At 52.0% G+C, this 19793-nt stretch carries 19 protein-coding genes; 12 read left to right on the top strand and 7 right to left on the bottom strand.

The window, feature by feature from the left end; genetic code table 11:
• Window positions 1-830 precede the first annotated feature (830 nt).
• Entirely contained in the window at window positions 831-1097 is a 267-nt protein-coding gene (locus NXT00_RS09325) for a hypothetical protein (RefSeq protein ID WP_259078464.1), read from the top strand.
• A gap of 56 nt (window positions 1098-1153) precedes the next feature.
• Here NXT00_RS09325 and NXT00_RS09320 read toward each other — a convergent pair whose 3' ends face one another.
• A complete protein-coding gene (locus NXT00_RS09320; RefSeq protein ID WP_259158798.1) occupies window positions 1154-2149 on the bottom strand; it encodes a pseudouridine synthase in 996 nt (331 codons plus the stop codon).
• Window positions 2150-2292: 143 nt separating this feature from the next.
• Here NXT00_RS09320 and NXT00_RS09315 point away from each other — a divergent pair, with 143 nt between their 5' ends.
• The 4 genes from NXT00_RS09315 (at window position 2293) to NXT00_RS09300 (ending at window position 4664) form a co-directional block, all read left to right on the top strand.
• Entirely contained in the window at window positions 2293-2481 is a 189-nt protein-coding gene (locus tag NXT00_RS09315) for a hypothetical protein (protein ID WP_259078467.1), read from the top strand.
• A gap of 116 nt (window positions 2482-2597) precedes the next feature.
• On the top strand, window positions 2598-3494 hold the full coding sequence (locus tag NXT00_RS09310) for a universal stress protein (protein ID WP_259158797.1): 897 nt from the start codon (window positions 2598-2600) through the stop codon (window positions 3492-3494).
• Between the two features lie 139 nt (window positions 3495-3633).
• Complete coding sequence (locus NXT00_RS09305) at window positions 3634-3897, top strand: GlsB/YeaQ/YmgE family stress response membrane protein (RefSeq protein ID WP_259158796.1); 264 nt, start codon at window positions 3634-3636, stop codon at window positions 3895-3897.
• Window positions 3898-4028: 131 nt separating this feature from the next.
• On the top strand, window positions 4029-4664 hold the full coding sequence (locus tag NXT00_RS09300; protein ID WP_259158795.1) for a TetR/AcrR family transcriptional regulator: 636 nt from the start codon (window positions 4029-4031) through the stop codon (window positions 4662-4664).
• Here the strand turns inward: NXT00_RS09300 and yidC are convergent.
• Window positions 4633-5754 carry a membrane protein insertase YidC gene (gene yidC, locus NXT00_RS09295; RefSeq protein ID WP_259158794.1) on the bottom strand — a complete coding sequence of 374 codons (1122 nt, stop codon included), beginning with the start codon at window positions 5752-5754 and terminating at the stop codon, window positions 4633-4635. The two genes, NXT00_RS09300 and yidC, sit on opposite strands and share 32 nt — an antisense overlap.
• Window positions 5755-5880: 126 nt before the next feature.
• Here yidC and NXT00_RS09290 point away from each other — a divergent pair, with 126 nt between their 5' ends.
• Both NXT00_RS09290 and NXT00_RS09285 read left to right on the top strand, forming a co-directional pair.
• Complete coding sequence (locus NXT00_RS09290) at window positions 5881-6684, top strand: class E sortase (protein ID WP_259078479.1); 804 nt, start codon at window positions 5881-5883, stop codon at window positions 6682-6684.
• Between the two features lie 3 nt (window positions 6685-6687).
• On the top strand, window positions 6688-6840 hold the full coding sequence (locus NXT00_RS09285) for a hypothetical protein (RefSeq protein WP_259078480.1): 153 nt from the start codon (window positions 6688-6690) through the stop codon (window positions 6838-6840).
• Here the strand turns inward: NXT00_RS09285 and NXT00_RS09280 are convergent.
• Complete coding sequence (locus NXT00_RS09280) at window positions 6837-7391, bottom strand: DUF2020 domain-containing protein (RefSeq protein ID WP_396124972.1); 555 nt, start codon at window positions 7389-7391, stop codon at window positions 6837-6839. The two genes, NXT00_RS09285 and NXT00_RS09280, sit on opposite strands and share 4 nt — an antisense overlap.
• A gap of 25 nt (window positions 7392-7416) precedes the next feature.
• Here NXT00_RS09280 and NXT00_RS09275 point away from each other — a divergent pair, with 25 nt between their 5' ends.
• Both NXT00_RS09275 and NXT00_RS09270 read left to right on the top strand, forming a co-directional pair.
• A complete protein-coding gene (locus NXT00_RS09275) occupies window positions 7417-8667 on the top strand; it encodes a histidine kinase (RefSeq protein ID WP_396124971.1) in 1251 nt (416 codons plus the stop codon).
• A gap of 62 nt (window positions 8668-8729) precedes the next feature.
• Window positions 8730-9368 (top strand): response regulator transcription factor, encoded by a 639-nt coding sequence (locus NXT00_RS09270; RefSeq protein ID WP_259078483.1) that lies wholly within the window; start codon window positions 8730-8732, stop codon window positions 9366-9368.
• Here NXT00_RS09270 and NXT00_RS09265 read toward each other — a convergent pair.
• The 3 genes from NXT00_RS09265 to NXT00_RS09255 all read right to left on the bottom strand — a co-directional run bounded on the left by NXT00_RS09265 (window position 9363) and on the right by NXT00_RS09255 (window position 11424).
• Window positions 9363-9980, bottom strand: coding sequence for a serine/threonine protein phosphatase (locus NXT00_RS09265; RefSeq protein WP_259158792.1), 618 nt, complete (start codon window positions 9978-9980; stop codon window positions 9363-9365). The genes NXT00_RS09270 and NXT00_RS09265 overlap by 6 nt on opposite strands.
• A 23-nt stretch (window positions 9981-10003) precedes the next feature.
• Window positions 10004-10330, bottom strand: coding sequence for an Lsr2 family protein (locus NXT00_RS09260; protein ID WP_259078486.1), 327 nt, complete (start codon window positions 10328-10330; stop codon window positions 10004-10006).
• A 464-nt stretch (window positions 10331-10794) separates the two neighbouring features.
• Window positions 10795-11424, bottom strand: a complete 630-nt coding sequence (locus tag NXT00_RS09255) for a DUF6474 family protein (RefSeq protein ID WP_259078487.1) — start codon at window positions 11422-11424, stop codon at window positions 10795-10797.
• Window positions 11425-11509: 85 nt separating this feature from the next.
• Between NXT00_RS09255 and NXT00_RS09250 the strand changes: the two genes are divergently transcribed.
• Window positions 11510-13054: a TM0106 family RecB-like putative nuclease gene (locus NXT00_RS09250; protein ID WP_259158790.1), complete on the top strand. Its 1545-nt coding sequence runs from the start codon at window positions 11510-11512 to the stop codon at window positions 13052-13054.
• Window positions 13055-13443: 389 nt separating this feature from the next.
• On the opposite strand, the gene msrA is transcribed toward NXT00_RS09250, so the two are convergent.
• Entirely contained in the window at window positions 13444-14106 is a 663-nt protein-coding gene (msrA, locus tag NXT00_RS09245) for a peptide-methionine (S)-S-oxide reductase MsrA (protein WP_259158789.1), read from the bottom strand.
• 281 nt (window positions 14107-14387) lie between these two features.
• Here msrA and NXT00_RS09240 point away from each other — a divergent pair, with 281 nt between their 5' ends.
• Window positions 14388-14993 (top strand): superoxide dismutase, encoded by a 606-nt coding sequence (locus NXT00_RS09240; RefSeq protein ID WP_259158788.1) that lies wholly within the window; start codon window positions 14388-14390, stop codon window positions 14991-14993.
• 1184 nt (window positions 14994-16177) lie between these two features.
• Window positions 16178-19793, top strand: a 3616-nt coding sequence (locus tag NXT00_RS09235; protein ID WP_259158787.1) for a Rib/alpha-like domain-containing protein, incomplete at its 3' end; no start/stop codon positions are given.

Below are 19793 nucleotides of genomic sequence, written 5' to 3'. Positions count from 1 at the left end.
GTGCTTGTGCGCATCCCCTCCCCCTTTTTTTGTGTGTGTGGGGTGTGTGTGGGGGTTGGGGTAGTCTGGGGTGGGTAGGCTTTGTAGTGTTTGAGGGAAGAGGAACCAAATGCAAACCACCCCAGCTTCTCCTAGGAGCTAGATCTTCAAGTTAAGGACTACTCGTTTTCTCTTCAAGCTGCTGTCTACCTCAGAACCGAATTGCTGCTCCGCCGGCACAGATTAAGTAGTACGGACGGAACTTAAGTGCCGAAGAGGCACTGGTCTAAGTAATTATTCACCCACGTGGTTCGCTAGAGTCCTAAAGCCCTAGATTGACTTGTTATCCCCGGTACTCCTTCGCCCTGGGTACTCCCTTGTAGCCGTCGGCGCTCTTTGTTATTTCTCTAGTTGCATATTATCCGCGCAGGTATCTTGTGCCCAAGCATCGTGGACGCGGTGTCGTTGGTGGAGAAAATCAGGCTCCAAGTTCGTGCGGGTGTGAATGAGTCCCTCTGATATCTGCTTTAAGAAAGGTGTCGTGCTGGCCCCCTCTGTGGCTGAGGCTCTCACTGATCAATGTGCGTGTATTCGGCTCATAAACCCACCGAGGTAAGTGGAGCAGCAATGCCTGTCGCGTACCTGGAATAGATATCTATTCACCGCTTCACCCGTGCCCCTGCGGCGGTTTTTGGGTTTTCTTACCCTGATTTGGGGTAATTTAATGCGGCTGACAGGTTTCTCCAAGGGTTTTCTCAGGTTCGCACACAAGTAGTGCTATATTCACTATGACTAAACAGTGTTTAGGCGACGACTTATCTACACTCTCCCCGAAGCCGAAAGGTACCATCGTGAAGCTTAATCAAAAGGTTATCCGTGCAGCTATTGCTGGCGCAACCTCTATTGCTATGATCACCTGCGCCACCCCTGCCGTGCATGCCCAAACCACCTCCTCGCTCGCAGCCGATTCAGCTCTTAGCATTATTCTCTATATTTTCAGCTCCGTAGTAGGATTCGGTCTCTTCTACGCCTTCTGGGGTTCCGTCTTCAACTTCGCATTAGCCCAAGGCTGGGTTCACGGGCAGCAGCCAGCCCCAGGTCTCCCTACCTTCCGCTAAATCGCGAGATTACGTGTTATAAAGGGCTTGGTCTAAGCAATCCAAGCCCTTTTTTGCTACCACACCCTCGGTGATCGAAAGCGTCGCTCTCTAGACGTGAGTGGATCGATAAAACGCAACTCCCGGGCCGTTAGATGCATAGGGACGGAGAAATCTTCCTCATCCTCGGGCAGAACCGTTGGGTACGCTGGATCGCCTAGAATAGGAATACCCGCCGCCAGCATCTGTAAACGCAGTTGATGGGTCTTTCCCGTCTGGGGACGCAATTCATAGATGGCCTGGGGAGCCAAAGTAGCTCCATGTATTTTCTTTAATTCAGCCATTCGCGCTTTATCGCACGGGGTCACAGACGAGACGGTGGTGAAGGAATTAGGCTCACCATCGAGAATGCGTCCCTGCACTATTCCGGGTGTCTTTTCCAAGTGGTGGGCCCACTGGGCGCCCGGGGGAATCTCGGTATACTCGGCCGTCGCCTCGTAAATCTTAGTGGCCGCACGGGTAGCAAAAAGGTTTTGATACGGAAAGCGCATCTCCTTCTTCTTAGTAAAAATCAGTACTCCACTTGTGTGCCGATCGAGGCGGTGAGCTGGAGCGAGATCGGGATTGCCGCAGCGGCGACGGAGTTTAACTGTTGCCGACTGGCTGATGTGACGCCCCCGTGGCATCGTAGATAAAAATGGGGGCTTATCCACGACGAGCAGATTTTCATCTTCGTCGATAATGTTGATCTCATAAGGAATCTCTTTTTCCTCTGCAGGCATGCGGTAGAACCAAATATCCTCACCAGCTTTAAGCGTGGACGACGCCGAAAGCTCTCGATCTCGAGGCCACAGACCGAGGCGAATATTCCCGCTCTGGAATTCTTTGAGTAGGTTCTCGCGGGTATCTTCCGGGTGTCGGTACCGTTGCGTGCTCTTAAGATGCCATACAAAATCGAAGGCGGTCATGCCGTTGGCGCTATCTGGTACGCGGGCGCGGGACGGATTGAGCCCATCGCGGATCTCTAAAGGGGGACGAGGCCTTTGTGCCCGAGGGCGCCTGATTGACTCCATAATATTCCATGCTACAAAGCAAGAAGGCTCAGCGGGAAAATTGGAGACCATCTCTTGGCTCGCGGTATCCTATCCATCGTGGCGTAACGTCGTTGACCCACGCCCGATAGTTTTATTGTCAGGACTATGTGAGGAGATTTTTTATGGATATGAACGCGCTCTTGGAACCATTGATGAAATTTCTAGCTACCGATATAGGCAAGATCATAGAGACGATTGTGAAAGTCTTCTATGCGGTCTTCTATCCGGCTAATGCCCCAGCGGCAACATTGGACAAAATTGATGCTGTGACCGACGCTGCCTCCACTCTCATCGATTCTGTGCGCCGCTAAAGTAGTGGCTGGGCTCACAACTGAAGGCTAGGTGTGACGAGTACACTGGAGTGTAGAAATAAGGAAACAATAAGAGCTTTGTTGTTTCAACCCAGTGCACATAGGAGAAGCGCCCCATGTCCCGAGAAAATATTGTTGTCGTCGCCGTTGATGGCTCCCCAGCCGCTGATAATGCGGTGCGCTGGGCGGCTAATACTGCTCACAAGCGGGGGGTAGCGCTGAAAATTGCAGCGAGCTACACCATGCCGCAGTTTTTGTACTCCGACGGTATCATGCCCCCACAGGAGCTCTACGATGATCTCCAACAAGAGACCATGGAGATCATCGAGCGGGCAAAATCCATAGCTTTAGAGGTCGCACCGGATCTCCATATAGGGTACACCCTCGCGGAGGGTACCCCCATCGATATGCTGCTTGAACTCAGTGAAACCGTGACCATGATCGTGATGGGTTCACGTGGTCTTGGCGGCCTGTCGGGGATGGTAATGGGATCAGTGTCGGCAGCCGTCGTTTCTCATGCGCATTGCCCCGTCGTCGTCGTCCGTGAAGACAACGAAGTTAATGAAACAACCAAATACGGGCCGATCGTCGTGGGCGTCGATGGTTCAGATGTCTCTCAAAAAGCCGTTGAATTCGCCTTCCGTGAAGCTGCAGCCCGGGGAACGCGCATTATCGCCGTGCATACGTGGATGGATATGCAGGTCCAGGCCTCACTCGCTGGTTTGGCTGCGGCGCAGCGCGAGTGGGCGACGGTCGAGGAACGCCAGATCCAAGAAGTACAGTCAGATCTGGAGCCATTCTTAAGCACATATCCCGATGTGGCTGTGGAGATGGTCATTACTCGCGATCGCCCAGTAAGGGCGTTGGTTGACTCAGCCGAGAATGCGCAATTGCTCGTCGTAGGCTCACATGGGCGCGGTGGTTTCCGGGGCATGTTACTGGGCTCTACCTCTCGGGCGCTTTTGCAAAGTTCGCCCTGCCCCATGGTCGTTGTGCGCCCGGCGAGCTCCTAGGTTTTCGTTATCGGATCGTTGTCGTTTTTCTGCAGATTCCCCGCTATAGTGGTAAGAGGAGATTATAAGAAAAAGCTAAGAGATATCTGCGCTTTGCTCCGAATTTACGATCATATATAACCTATAAGGAGATTTATTCATGCTTGGCCTCGGTTTCTTCGGCTGGATCATCATTGGCGGACTAGCTGGCTGGATCGCTTCGAAAGTAAAGGGTACTGATGCTAGCCAAGGTGTTGGCCTCAATATCGTTGTTGGTGTCGTTGGCGGCCTCCTAGGTGGTTGGATCTTGCAGCTGTTCAACTTCGATGTATCCGGTGGCGGCCTCATCTTTAGCTTTGTAACCTGCCTTCTGGGTGCTGTTATCCTGCTCAGCATCCTGCAGTTAATCATGAAGAACAAATAAAGTTCTGCAAAATAAGCGGCACTCCCTTACTGGGAGTGCCGCTTTTTTGCTGCGCGAAAGAAATAGGCTTTCTATACTTAATAGACTAGTCTGTTCATTGAAAGAATCCAGATCGTCACAGAAGGAGTGTCATGGCTGCAGGGAAGAAGCAGGTCTCATCGACTGCGAAGGATCGACGCAGTCAGCGCCCCACCCCGCGGCAACGCCTCCTCGAGAGCGCCCGATCACTTTTTACCACTGAAGGCATCAGGGTTATCGGTATCGACCGTGTGCTGCGTGAAGCAGATGTGGCTAAAGCCTCGCTTTACTCACTATTCGGATCCAAAGATAATCTCGTGATCGCATATCTAAAATCCCTCGATAAAGATTATCGCGAAGAGATGACTTCCTATCTAGCGGTTTATGACCTCCTCGACCGCAAAATACTTACCTTCTTTGATCAAGCCATCGATGGAGCAGAGGCGAATGAGTTCCGAGGTTCTCATTTTCATAACGCTGCCACCGAATTTCCGCGTCCTGATACTGAGGCCGAGCACGGCATCATCGAGGCGGTACGAGATCACTTCCAGTGGCGCGAGCAAACGCTGACGAGTCTTCTCAACTCCATGAACGGCTATCCCAGCAATAGCCAAGCCCAGCAGTTACTTCTGCTTCTCGACGGCGGATTGCAGGCCGCGCGGATTAGTCGCAGTACGGAGCCTTTATATCGTGCCCGTGAGGTAGCAGTGCAGTTACTTAGTGCTCCTCCTGCTGATTACGCAATCTAGCTTCCCGGCGTGCCTGGATGCGTTTGGTCTTCAGTTCTTTCCGCTTCAGCTTCCTCTCTTTGCGCGCAGCTTTTTGTTCGCGGAAATAATTATTCGCTTGGCTGAGAGCCTCAGCGTGTCTGGTGTATTTCCACGGTGCCACGATGAAGCCAACTAATGCTAATCTTCTTCTCCAGCGCATCCGGCGGCGGATACGCTGTCGTTCTAAACGTTCTTCCCTCTTAGTGTACTGATGCTGCTTAACGTCTTCTCCATAAGGCATGACCCGATAGAGGATGAGGTAGATGGTGGCATTTTGAACGAGGGTCCATAGGTTATTAGCACCCCAGTACATAGCGATAGCGGCCGGGATCGGGCCCGTGACCCCTGCCTGCAAGAGTAGCAGCGGAACCAGCGGAATAGCCCAGGCCATCCACTTTAGTAAAACCTCAGCCACCCGTGACTCATGATCCATGGCAAAGCGGTTGCGCACAGTGGAAATCGTGAGGTTGATGGAGGTAATGATACCGGCGACTAAGATGAGTGGCACGTTGAATTGGATCACCGCCTCGTATGTTGTCTCTAGTCTTTGTAATTGTTCTGGAGACATCGATATATAAGCAGGCAGCGCCACATCTCCGTAGCGGGCACTCAAAAAACTGGAAACATCATTACTCGTTAGCCATCCAATGGGCTGATGAAGCTGGGAGTCCAGCCCCTCCTTGGGTCGCGCCATTCTGAGGAGTACCTGGTAAAGGCCAATGAAGAAGGGAATCTGAATAAGCGGTGGGATGCAACCAGCGGCGTTCGTATATCCTAGCTCCTTCTGGATTTCCCTTTCGCGCCGTGCCATTTCTTTGAGTTTGGCGGGGTCCACTTCATCCTCGTATTCGGCGTGCAAGGCGACGATACGCGGGCGCATAATCGTACTAATACGACCTGATTTAAGGATGAACCACTGGGTGGGGGCGATGAGAGCACGTACCACTACAATCAACCCAAAAATTGAGAATACCCAGGCTTGGGAGTCGGTGAAACCGACGACCGTGTGGAGGAAATAATGCCAAAATTTCATCACAGCGGAAACAGGGTAGATGAATATCTCAAGCAATTGGTTATCCTTATAGTAAAGCTTAAAAACCGTGAGCCTATCCTATGCCAGCGTAGTGGGCAATCGTGTCACACTGTTAGAATGAGTGCTTGATATGGGGCTCTGATTGGAAAACGAGGCTAGAGGATGACTCATGCACAGCGGCATCACCCACGGCTAACGGCTCTTGGGGTTATCGGTGAGCTCTTTCTGACGGTCGGTATCTTGATTCTCCTCTTCGCCGTTTATGAATCGTTTTGGACCAATATCGAATCAGCTAAACTCCAGGCTGAGGCTAATACTGAGTTAAACGATACCTGGAACTCAGCGGCCGAGAGGGTCAATCCGAGGCAAAAGCTCCGCCCCGAACTGGGTACCGCCTTCGCTAAAATGCATATCCCCAGTTTCGGCTCGGATTTTTCTTTTGCCATCATCGAAGGCACCGATGATGCCTCACTTCTTGCGGGTCCCGGCCATTATGCAGATACTCAGATGCCGGGTCAACCAGGCAATTTTGCGGTTGCGGGACACCGAGTGGGTAAGGGTGCGCCGTTTAACGATCTTGGGGCCCTGCGCAGTTGCGATGCCATTGTTATTGAGACAGCTGATGCGTGGAATACCTATCGCGTCGCCCCCATGGCAGCCGATCCGGATCAGCGTCGGCAGGAGGCCGCACACTGCTTGAACCCGGAGCAAGTCGACCGCCTAGCACAGGGCGATTACCAAGATCTTCGCGGTCGCTTCATTACTGTTCCTTCAGACGTATCCACTATCGGCGCTCGCCCTGGGATCATTGGGCAAGAAGCCACGTCAGACATGGAGCCGGTTCTCACTCTCACCACCTGCCACCCGCAATTTTCCAATGCTGAGCGCATGATTGTGCACGCTATGCTCGCAGATTCCCATCCGAAGGATGGCTCCTATATCCCGCCAATTCTGGAAGGACGGTAATCAATGTACGCGTTATTGTGGGAATTGTTGCCTGGGCCTCGGTGGTTCAAATTCTTTATAGTGCTGGCGTTGCTTATCGCGGTATTTTTCCTGCTCATGAATGTTGTCTTCCCATGGATCTCGAGCCAGCTCCCGTATAACGACGTCGCGGTTTAGAGTGCGAGTTGGCGGATGACCTCCTCAGCTATGAGTTCCGCCTTCACTGATTGCGGCTGATTGGTTCTCACTACAAGGGCGATGCTTCCTTTTTGTACTGCGTAGACGGCTCCTTCGGGGCCTCCTCCACGTCCACCCGACCATCCATCGGTAGTATCCACGGGCTCGGTGTCGGCGATCGGTGCGGCGATGTCAACCACCTCAATGGCTTGGTCTACGGTGGGCATATGCCGCACCACAATACTTGCCTGAGGTTCAGGTGGGTAGGACCAATACACACATGCTGGGGTGACAAATCGTGAATCCACCCCCATCGAGGTGACCTTTTGTCCATTGGTTCGTGCTAACCATTCAGTATCGAGATAGGGGCAGGGGTCCTGAGCTTCTCGAGGTACCTCAGGGTGAGCATCGGGGGCGAGACCGTCGCTAAGAAACTCACCAGGCATCTCATTCGGCATCTCGGCCGCTTGAGTTGATAACTGGGGTTCCCTAGCCGGTTGCGCGGTACAGGCTGTGAAGAATAATGCCGGAGCAAGCAGCGTTGCGAGCATTTTTGGGCCAGGTAAAGTCAAGTTCATGAAGCCTAGCTTAGAGCCCGCCCCGATACCTGCGAAAAAAACAGGGGATCTCACTAATATCCCTATCGGAGATGTGGCCACCTACGATTCTCAACCAGGTGCTGCCGCCTATCGACGTGCCATGACCGTGATCACCGCACTCTTGCTCGCCGTGGCCCTTGTCGGCGCGGCGAGACTTCATCGAGATGAGGCAGTTATCGCGGTGCTACTGTGCACGGCTTTTGGCTTTGCTTATGCACTATCCGTCACACGTGCTCATGACCGATTAAGGTGGAAACTGTTTTGGGTTAGCTTCCTTACACTCATCTGGGTAGTGATGCTGCCGGTCATTCCCGTCAGTGTATATCTGGTTTTTCCGCTTTTCTTCCTCTACCTACGGGTGCTGCCTGATTACCGGGGCATCATTGCCGTTATTGGGGCAACAGCGGTGGCAATTTTGAGTTATCGTGCCAATCTCACCTTCGGAGCTGTGATGGGCCCGGCGGTTTCAGCGCTAGTGGTCATAGGCATTCATTTGGCTTTTCAAGCTCTCTGGCGCGGTGCTCGGGAGCGTGAAGCTCTTATCGCTGAGCTCATGGCTACCCGTAATCAGTTGGCCGAAACGGAACGGGCGGCGGGTATCGCGGAGGAGCGTCAACGCATTGCGCACGAAATTCACGACACGTTGGCACAGGGACTTTCGAGTATTCAAATGCTCTTAAATGTGGCGGAGCGAGAGGTCAAGCGTTCGTCGATCAGCCAGCACGAGCAATTAAAGCCCTTAGAATATATGCGCTTGGCGCGGCAGACCGCTGCCGATAACCTCCAAGAGGCTAGGGCTATGATCGCTGCCCTTCAGCCGGCTGCACTGAGTAAAACATCTCTTGAAGGGGCACTTAACCGAGTGGCGGAAGCGTTTGTGGGACCAGAATTTTCTATCCATATTGATGGCGAGGAGCGGCAATTACCCATGAAGGTGGAGGCGGCACTCTTGCGGATCGCGCAGGGGGCAATGGGCAATGTGGCCAAGCATGCTCACGCCACGCGATGCGCGGTGACATTAAGCTATTCCGAGGAGGAAGTGCGCCTTGATATTGTCGATGATGGCAGCGGATTTGATCCCAATGAGCTGGCTGATAGGCCTGTGGGACTCGGTCATATTGGAGTCAATGCGATGCGCCAGCGCGCTAAGGAGCTCGGAGGTTCGGTGAGCGTGGAGTCGGCACCTGGCCGCGGAACGGCGGTCAGCGTGGGGATACCGGTGAGCTAGGCTAAGATTTTTAAATCTTCTATACTAAAGGTTACCTGTCTTCTTCTTCGAAAGGCTTCAATATGATTCGCGTTCTCCTTGCCGACGATCACGAAATAGTGCGCCTCGGTCTGCGAGCCGTCTTAGAAGGAGCCGACGATATCGAAGTGATCGGTGAGGTGGCCACAGCGGAGGCTGCCATTGCTGCCGCGCAGGCTGGCGGTATCGATGTGATTCTGATGGATTTACGCTTCGGAGCTGGTGTGGAAGGTACTCGGCTGGCAACGGGCGCCGATGCGGCCGCAGAAATCAAACGCACAATGAAGAACCCGCCACACGTATTGGTAGTAACTAATTATGATACCGACGCCGATATCTTAGGTGCCATTGAAGCGGGAGCCTTAGGCTACCTCTTAAAAGATGCCCCGCCTGAGGAATTAATCGCCGCCGTACGTTCCGCAGCAGAGGGGGATTCCACTCTTTCGCCAACGGTGGCCAATCGCCTGATGACACGAGTACGTACTCCTCGCACATCGCTGACTCCACGCGAACTGGAAGTGCTGAAATTAGTAGCTTCTGGATCCTCTAACCGCGATATTGGGCAAATCCTCTTGCTCTCGGAGGCCACGGTCAAGAGCCATCTTGTGCATATCTATGACAAATTAGGAGTGCGTTCTCGCACCTCTGCAGTAGCAGCTGCTCGTGAACAAGGCGTGCTATGAGGGGCGTATAATTCGCGCGATATCTGTCTGGGATATGGGTGCGAAGTCGGGGCAGGCTTCTACGCACACGCATATTTGGAGAGTTCCTTGAGCTGAGTAGCTTAGCTGCTCGGTGGCATGTGTATGGCCGTGGATAAGGGGTGTGCCTAGATCCTTTAGTCGCCACTGATTGAGCCGATCGGACTCTCGGCTATCAGCATCGTAGGGGAAGTGAGACAGCAGTACTGGCTGCTTCGCGATGCTCACGAGATTGCTGGTGTGAATGCTGTCGTAGACGTTGGTAAACCGTCGTTGTTCTCGGATTGAGTGCGGGCGCATAGGATGAGCGCTATCGTGATTGCCGAGCACACCGTGAAGATGGACGAGTGTTTGCTTTTTGTGCAGCATGGTATTGCGGAAGTGAGCTAGAGTTTCGAGGGCTCTATCTTCCGCAGACATGGGGCCACAGGAATGATCGCCCAAAATCCACATATTTATCTCGCGATTCGCGGGAAGTGCGGTAATCCATGCGGTGATCAGTTGCTCGTCGTGCAGGTGGGGGCTGGCAAAGCCTCGTAGCTCAGAGACGAGACTGTGACCGAAGTGGGGATCGGAGATAAAGAAGTTCTGCATATGGTGTGCTCACAGAAAAGAGCTTAAACTCCCCCGTGGGCTGCGAGATAATCGGAGATGATCTCCTGGGAGATCTTGCCCCGCTCAGCAACGTGCAGGCCGCGGGCCTGAGCCCACTCGCGAACCTTCTTGGCGTCGTATTTCGCTGTTGCGCCAGCGGGGGAACTATCTTTGCGTGCTTTAGGAATGAAGTCTGCAATACATTGCTCAAAGAGCTCGCGGTTCTTCTTAGACACGTCCATTACGTAGCTAGATCCGTCCACGCTGAAGCGAATGACATGCACTTCATTTTCGCTAAGAATCGAGCCATCGAAGTCGTCAGTTATTTGAGTAATCTCTCGGCGCGCCATGATTTCTCCTTCATAGAAAGCTGTCTAGAGCATTAGAATAAATATTTTTAATGACCACAATTACCAGTATGCCCTTGCCATTAAGAAGACAATGAACTACCCAATGAAGGTATTAACTGTAGGCCTTAAATATTTAACTATCACATGTTATATCTCTCTACGCCAACTCTAGCCGAACTTAATCATGCGGGTGGTATTCGAGAACCTACGGTTTCGATCATTGACACATGCTCTATAATCTGGCGGCTATCAGCAGTAAAAGATTAACCCGCACATATATAAGAAATAGCGCTCACCATAGCCTCTTAAAATCCCTAAAATTTAACAGTTTATCAATACTCCCACTAAAGACCCTGCTCGATGGTGGAGAAAACTAGGAAGTAGTATTGATAGTAAAATAAAATTCCCCTCAACCCGGCGGTATGTGACCGATAAGTTAAGGGGATTTGAAGCTCGACGTGGTGCTAAACGATATTCTTTAAAAGTTCTTTATTGACTTTGTCAATATCGTTTTCAATAGAGCGGTGGGCTCGTGAGCGCGGCTCGGGAGTCATCAACTCGGCATTATGAACTGCCGCATTGAGCTCATCCAAGCGCTCGTTAATATCGTGCTGCAAGCCTGCCGGGATCTTGAACTGCTCAGCAGCTTTACGAACTTGAGCAATCTTCGCACGTAGTTCAGCACCGTGCCCGGAGAATTCCGCGAGATCTTCGACTTTTACACCCAGTTGGCGAGCGCGATTCTCGGAACTCTTGTCCCGCAATGCTACGATCCCACGGTAGATAACCGGCAAAGCAAAGGGGGCAAGCGCCCGCAATGCGGTGGCGTAGCGGAGTACCTTCTTGGCATTGAAGCGTCCCTCTTTAAGCTGGTCGAGCTTGAGCTTCGCCATCTTCTCATGATGCTTATCGCGCTTTTTTAAGGTCTTCTGCTCCATTTTGAGCAGGTTCTTCTCCTCGCGCGCAAGACGCTTGTGGAGACGCTTCTTCATCTTCGCAGAGGTCTTGACCTCGGCGCGAGCGCGCGCCTTGGCTACCTTGAGTTCAGCCTTGCGCTGTGCACGTTTTTTGAACAGGGATCTGAATAAGCCCATCGGTAATCCTTTAAATCCTCAGTGATTCTTAAAAATTCTTGTCGATTCCACACTACCTTGCTTCCTGCCTTAGGCTAGTTTAATTGTGGAGATTGCAGCGAATAAGCCCCTCTGGCGCCCCCATGATCTAGTGGGTTGCCGCTATCGGCGACGCCAAAAAACCTCCCACCCCGATTGGGAAGCCACCGCGGCTGCGAAGGCGCGAGCACAGCGTCTGGACTATGCCAGAGCCGACGTACTCGCGCTACTGCCTACCCGCCCTCAGATTGCTGATAATAAATACTTCACCCGCATCGACCTCGTAGCCGATGAAGAGACCCGCTGGTTTTCAACCCTCGAGGCCCTCGCCTCTCAGGCGACCCTCATCACCGGTGCCTATCTCACCACCGTAGTGGCGGGCAGGGAATTTGGAGTGGAAGTCGATGCCCTCGTGCGCCATGGCGATGCCTATATGCCATTGATTGTGAGTAATCACCGCGTTGCTCGCAAGGCACATAATAAACTCGTCAAAACAATTGACACCCGCCGAATTGGGTTGGGTCTTCCCCATACACAAGCGTATAAATTAAAGCCGCATTCAACGGACTCCTACCAATTAGCGCTGGCTGCACGGGCTCTTGATGATCTCGGACTCGATATCGCCCGCGGTATCATCATCGGTCAGAACCGCACCTTAGGTTTTATTGTGAATACCGAGCTGTTCCAGCAAGGCCTCGACCACGCTCTCGCCCAACCGATACCACAATCGGCGCATCGCGTTAAGGAATGTGGCGGATGTCGTTTCTGGCGGCTATGCCATACAGAATTAACGCACCGAGACGATATCTCACTAGTGTTCTCTGGCGATAAAGGACGCCGCTTTAAAGAAGCAGGTATCACCACGGTCACCGGACTCATTAACGCCCAGCCAACAAGCGTGGATGGGCAAATCGCTCAGTGCTGGCAGCGCGGTGAAGCTCTGATGAAAAAAGTGCCTGTCACATCTGCACCGCGTTTCGACGTTGAGATAGACATCGACGTCGAAGCGTACCTCGATCAGGGAGCATATCTCTGGGGTGCGTTCGACGGTGATGAATACCGCCCCTTTGTCACGTGGGAAGACCTCGGAGGGGTAGCAGAGGCCAAAAATTTTGCTCATTTCTGGCAATGGTTACAAGGCAGGCGTGAGCACGCTCATTCGCAAGGCTTAAGTGTTGGGGTATTCTGCTATTCCCAACACGGTGAAAATCACTGGCTGCGCTCCAGTGCTGCACGCTTCTATCCCGCTTATCATAAGGAAATCCCCGGGCTCCCTAGCCCAGCGGAAGTTGAGGCTTTTATCGATTCCCACGAATGGATCGACATCTTTGCCCTCGTCCGAGCCCAATTCGAGGGAACCGCAGGGCTCGGACTCAAAGTGGTGGCACCAATAACTGGCTACCACTGGCAGGTACCAGATCTTGATGGGGAGGGTTCAGTCAACCTTTACCTTGAGGCTATAGGAGTCGCTGCCTTAGCGCCCGCTTCTGATACTGCTAAGGCCGCACTGCTGAGTTATAACGGCGACGATTGTCGAGCCACCGCCGCAGTGCGTGAATTCCTCCACCGCGGCGCGCCGGGTATTCCTGGGCTCGACACCTCATACACGTAACGAAAAGAGCCTATAACCCAGGCACTTGTTCAAGGGGGAAGCATAGCCCAGAAAAGAGGCTTTATAACCAGGACGAGAGAACCGTAGCGCGTGAGTAGAAAAACCTTGTTCCCCCTAGGTGTTAAGGCGGCCAGAAGGTAACGACTATGCGCGAGGAGAACCATATCTCGCTCTTCATTGTTGAAGGGAGGAAACGCTAAGTGGTGGCGTCACGTGTAGTTCGTGGATCAACTAAAATTTTTAGAACCTGGAAGGGCTGACAGGTGGACAATGCGCTTAATTCTCTCACGAGATTTTAAGCATCCGCACAAGAAAGCCCCGTAAGATACTAATGCCCCCTCGTGCACCACTAAAAGAGCACAAGCGTATGTCTGTATATGTAGTCGTGATTAAGCTTCAATAGCGCAGGCAACTCCCGTGGAGTGGTGCGGGCAATATCCCGCAGGATTCTTCGCTAGATACTGTTGGTGCTCATCTTCAGCCAGATAGAAAGTTGCGGCGGGAGTGTCCGATAAGAGAAGGATTTCGGTGGTTACTTCCCCATAGCCTGCGGCGCGCAACCTTGGGGCATAGCGTGACACAATTTCCTCCGCCCGCGCAGCTTGCTCGGGTGTCCGGGTGTAGATTGCTGACCGATATTGGGTGCCCACGTCATTTCCCTGCCGGAATCCTTGGGTAGGGTCGTGAGCTTCCAATGCGATGGCAATCAGCTGCTCGAAACTTATCATCGTTGGGTCAAAAACGACTTGCACGACTTCAGTATGATTCGTCCGACCAGAACAAACCTCACGGTACGTTGGATTAGCGGTTACGCCTCCAGCGTAACCCACCGCGGTGGATACCACCCCAGGGGTTTCCCACATCAGCTTTTCCGCTCCCCAGAAACAGCCTAGAGCAACGTAAACCACATCATGATTCTTATCCTGTGGGCCCGTGATGGGGGTATGAAGTACGTAGTGTGGCTGAGGATTTTCCAAAACTCGGTGTTGCCCACCATTCAATGCTTCTTCAACGGGTACAAGCGCCGTTGGTTTACCGAAAAGGAAACCCATTTCTTTCTCAGCTCCATCTTTTTTTAAAGGACCATAATTAACGCCGACCGAACAGAGGTCGTCCTAGTTCTTAATCACCTATCTTAGCTGTGCCCTCCAAAACAACATCGATCCACCCGCGTTGGATCAAAATATTAGATTAGTGTACCCTTAAAAGGGCTGTTGAGGCGACCGAAAATTTCAAGGCTATTGCGCAAAGTTCAATCTTGCCTATCATTGGTATTAAGAGTAGCGAAGCTCACACTAACGCTTCGCTACATACCATTTGAAAGGAAACCACCATGACCAAGTACACCCTTCCTGAGCTCGACTACGCATACGATGCCCTCGAGCCCCATATCAGTGCTGAGATAATGGAACTCCATCACTCAAAGCATCATGCTGGTTATGTTGCTGGTGCTAACGCCGCACTCGAGAAGATGGCAGCAGCTCGTGAAAATGGCGCGATTGACGGCGTGGTTACCGGACTGTCGAAGGATCTCGCTTTCCACCTCGGTGGACACACCAACCACTGCTTATTCTGGAAGAACCTGTCTCCTCAGGGTGGTGGACAGCCATCAGGTAAGCTTGCTGAGCTCATCGACCGTGATTTCGGTTCGTTTGAGAAATTCCAATCCCACTTCAACGCCGTGGCCTTGGGCATTCAGGGTTCCGGATGGGCTGTGCTTGCCTATGACCAAATCGGCGACCGCCTCATTGTTGAGCAGATCGAGGATCATCAGAATAACTACCCCCACCAAGCTGTCCCGCTCCTCCTTCTTGATATGTGGGAACATGCTTTCTACCTCCAGTACAAGAATGTAAAAGCCGATTATGTAATGGCCGCGTGGAATGTTTACAACTGGAAGGAAATCGAGGCGCGGCTAAAAGAGACACTAGTTCAATAAGCCGAGTCAGTACCTCCCCCATAACAGAGGTTGGCGGAACCTGAATGACGTAGTGGTCGGTAGTGGAAAATGTTCCACCACTAAACACCGAAAGTCTAATGTGCTGATGCGACATGACAAGAAACAATGCTATTACGGTTGCGCTCCCAATGTGCCACTACCCCCGACGATAGTAAGCTACCACTCACTCAATCCTGAGTGAATCCCAAACGAACCTCCTGGTTAGAGTGGGTGTACGAGAACTAGTTGCCGACAAATGACCGTCTTTCCCATGTTCTCCCTAGTTACTTCGGGTCTCAAGGTTGTTATAGAGCCTTGCTTTCGGGCTAACTCCGCCAACACCACCCACCTTTGATGGTGGGTCAAGCGTACGAACCTTCTGGCACCTGCCAGCCAGCTGCTATATTTCGTCAAAATTCAAAATAAGGTCTTGCTTGCGTCCATGGCATCGAGGAGCACTTTGCCTTCTTAGTGGCAGATCTTAACCAGGCGAATGAGTAACACAGCGAAATCTAGCACATACACTCGTGATAATGTTGGAACCTTAAGGCTACAGCCACGAGCGCCCCGCCGATCTAAAACTATCGACTACTTCTGGCTGCTGGACGACGCAGTGTTCCTGGAGCACTTTGCTCGAAGGATGATGGAACGAGACTAATGCTCTTGAATACCGAGAAAATCCTCTAACCACCGCTTATCCCTCGGCTATTAGTCAACCAGGTCAAGCGGTCACCACAGGGGTGCGTTTCTACTGTCGCTTGAAAAGCTGAGGATGGATTCGCCAATTTTTAGCAAGCTCGCTTATTACCCCGTATTTAGGGGTCAGCTGAAAGTTTCATGATAGAAAGCTGAGAACTATTATGTTAGAGTAACTCCCTGTGTATCCAAGCTGCAACGTCATCTGCTTCCAGGTAGAAGAGCCTGGGATGATAGACGCCCGTTGGGTCAGAGGTACACGGGCAGTTGGTACGTAAATAGACTAGAAAATTAACGGCTGACTGTTTGTGAGGGGCGGTTGAGACGTCTTATCGCTCTCATGATGATTGGATTTCAAAAAATGAATCCAGAACGAAAGGAACACTAGAGTGTCGCGAAGTTTTCAGAGCTCGAAGGGAAGGGTCTGGGTTCCCGCTTGGCGCAAAGCCATAGCAGGAATTGGAACAGCATCCATCTTTACTGCTGGTATGTTGGTTCCTTCCACCGCAAGTGCGCAGGAAACCCCAAGCCAACCTAATTCATCTAACCTCACCTGGGCAGGTCAGGAAGTTATTGAATCGCAACCTGCACAACCAGGAGACCGTCATACGGTATCTGGATACGTCTATGAAGAGGGAAGCCAGGCCCACGTCGGGACTACCGGCGTCTACGACGCCACTGCCTATGGCATCGCTCGGATTAAGAAGGACCAACCCCTTGCCGGAGCTAAAGTCTACGTCCAGTGGTTTGAAGACGGCATAGCTTCTCCTATCTACATGAGCGAATCAGACAGCAATGGTCGCTTCACAGTTAAGTTGAAATCTTTTGTAGCTCGCGGTAAGGAGCGCGTCTTTGACGCGAACCCGCTGAATGGTATCGGCGAAGGTGACGGCGAGAAAATCAAGATCTGGGCCGAGGCTCCTAACAAAAATCTCCAGTATTTCTGGGGTTATGCCAACTCCCTACGCCCGTATGGGTACAATCACGACAGTGCCAGTGGTGGCATTAAATGGCGCCCAGCTCTTGGAAATTACGTAGACGGCGCCTACATCTTCTTCTCTCCAAAGGTCAAGGACAGTGACAAAACACTGATCCACAAACCGCGGGAGCAATGGGTTGATAACTCCAGCCGCCGTGACCCTAAGGGATACGGACAGATCACTGGTCGTGTCTTCTGGGAAAATGGTGGCAACCTCGACGGAAAGATCAACTGGGATCAGTTTATTAAATATCATAAAGGGTACGACCGTGCTGTTCCGAACCAGAAGGTTATCGCTTCATACCTCACTGATAGTGCCATTGAGAAAATCATGGAACACTTCAACGAAGTGCAGCCCGTCGACTTCCCTTCGTCTAAGAACTTCCGAGATGATAACTGGAGCGTAGAGTACGAAGAAAAGCTTCAGAACTGGATTAAGAGTCAGATCCAGCAGCACCCAGAGTGGATCGCAGAAACTGCTATGGGAGTCGCTGGTCTCGATGGTAAATACGTGATCCAATTTAACGGCCTGTACGGAGCGTTCCCCAACGACTGCGGTAAAGTTCCTGCAAACAAGTGTGATACTGTTGCAGCGTCACCTGCCGATGGAGGTTGGGACCAAGATGGCTTCATAGTCGGTACGGACGAGAACTCCAAACATATTAACTGGGAGTGGATGAATGTCTCCCTCGTCAACGAAGAAGCTAACGGTGATTACTCCCTCGGCTCCATCGACGGCGTAGGTTACGTAGACCCGTCCCTGGGCGGGCGTTGGGCCGGCCGCTACGGCTACCCCTTCCGAAACACTTACAAGCAATCCGAAAAGTCTTATAATGGCGGTTGGAGTGCGGCCAACTATATGTCCGCGAATTCGGGCGATGCTCGATTCTGGAAGAATTACAATTTCGGATGGACTTTGGCCAAGGCCAACTTCGGGGTGAAGAATTACAATACGACGAACAGGCCCGCTGCAGCTGGTTTCAAGGTCGACACTTTCGGAACTGGGTTCGTTCCAGATCGAAATGCTTCCTACACGATCACGTGGGAAGCGTATGACTACCAAGGTAATCCTGTCGACCTTGGCAGCGACTGGAAATGCACCGAAGTTAAGGTGGCGGATGACTCTACCCTCCCATCGTGCCCTATTGAGGTGCCTGTAGATACAGCCGATGAGACACTGTATACCGCCAAGCTGTATCCCGAGTCTGATGAGGGACCTGAGAAAGTCAAAAAGCCGGAGGAATTTAAAAACTCGATCATAGCTCTTGGGTCATTCGTAGTTCGCACTCCAATCTACATCTCGAACTACGACGACGTAAATGTTAATCTCTTCAAAGGTAAGACTGCTACCGAGGTCAATGTAATAGAGGGTCTGCCAAAGGGCCTAAAAGTAGACTCCAACGGCATCATGACAGGCAAAGCTGAGGAATCAGGTGTTAAGGAGTTAAAAGTTGAGGCGAAGCTCGATGGAGTGGCCTCCGAAGTGGTTCTACTAGTCTTTACCACCGACATACCCGTTGAAGACGCAATTGTAGGCCGCTATTATAAGCAAGTTATAGAGCCTACAGGGTTCCCTAAGCCCGGCGATCTTAAAAACGAGGGTGGCGCGCCAAATATCGACACCTCTCTCGGGTATCGAGTTACCGAGATCGTCAGCGTAGAAGGCCTACCAGAAGGTCTAGAGTTTTCAACAACTGAGCCTGCTGATGCTCCAGGCTCGATGACCCCTGTTCGGACTGCCGGCAGTGATAAGGTTAAGGGTTGGATTTATGGAACCCCACGCAAAAAGGCTAGCCACTCCGAAGATGACCCCAATGTCACTGTTACCTACAAGGTACAGGCTTCAAACGCTATTCAAGCTTTAGAACCAGTAACGGTAACTGACAAGATCGCACTATCGGTGCTACAGGTGCTGGTCACTTATCCAGAGAAGGCCGTTGACGCTGGAGCGTCCGAAGGTGTTTCAGATACCCCCGTGTTCTTGGACCAAAACGATCAGCCAATGCCAAAGCCCGATTCGGCCACCTTCAAGATTAATGAGGCCGAGTTGCCTGACGGCATTACCAGCGATCAGGTCAGTGTGGACGAAAATGGTGTGGTAACGATCCTATTCAAGGACGGTGCCCCTGCCGATAAGAGTTACTCGATTCCCGTGCTGGTTGGCGGTTTGCTTACAAACCCAGACGAAACTGTGGATGCCGTTGCCGTCTTCAAGGTCAATTCTGCCGTCGATAGCGACGGTGATAAGGTTCCGGATTCTCGCGACAAGTGCCCGAACACCCCAGCCGAGGACAAGGACAAGGTTGACGATCTAGGCTGCACCAGCGCTCAGCGCTACGAGCCGAAGTACGATACCACCGAGGTTGAAGTTGGTGGCGACGCTACATCCGAGAGTCCAACGTTCGACGACTTGACTACGCCAGAAGACGACATGCTTTCCGTCGATGATCTCAACGGTCGAGATGTTAAGCCTAGCTTCGAGATCAGTGATCCTGAGTCAACTATCGATTCGGCCAGCGGCAAGATTACGGTAAAGAATCTCCAATCTGACAAGGATGTGGATGTCAAAGTATCGTTCAAGAATGACGGTAGCGAGCGCAAGGATGAGGTGAAGGCTCCCTTCAAGGTCAAGGCCTCTGATAGCACCGACACCCCAGAGAACGAGCTCTATAACCCCAACTACAACCGCTTGGTTATCCCTAAGGATAAAGTTGGTGAAGAGATCGAAAATCCAGTGGTGACCGACAAGCCACTTCCGTCTGACGCGACTTTCGATATCGCTAATAAAGCTGACATCCCAGCCGGCTACACCGTAGTTGTCGACGACGAGGGCACTGTTAAGGTGACTGCTCCTGCAGACGCCGAAAACAACGACACGTTCAATGTTGTTGTGGACGTGAACTATGGCGACGGCACTAAGGATACGGCTGAATTCCAGGTCATCGTAGGTTTGGACTCTGACGGAGACGGCCTTACCGACGAAGAAGAAAAGTCCGGCGAGAAGAACGATAAGTTCGGAAACCAGCCTACCGATCCAAACAACGCTGACTCGGATGGCGATGGAGTTAACGACGGCGACGAGATCAAGAACGGCACCGATCCTAACAATGCGGATACCGATGGTG

The sequence above is a fragment of the Corynebacterium sp. ES2715-CONJ3 genome (assembly GCF_024814365.1).
Lineage (GTDB): Bacteria > Actinomycetota > Actinomycetes > Mycobacteriales > Mycobacteriaceae > Corynebacterium.
Note: the sequence above shows the minus strand (reverse complement) of the source record. Positions and strands in the feature narration are given on the sequence as shown.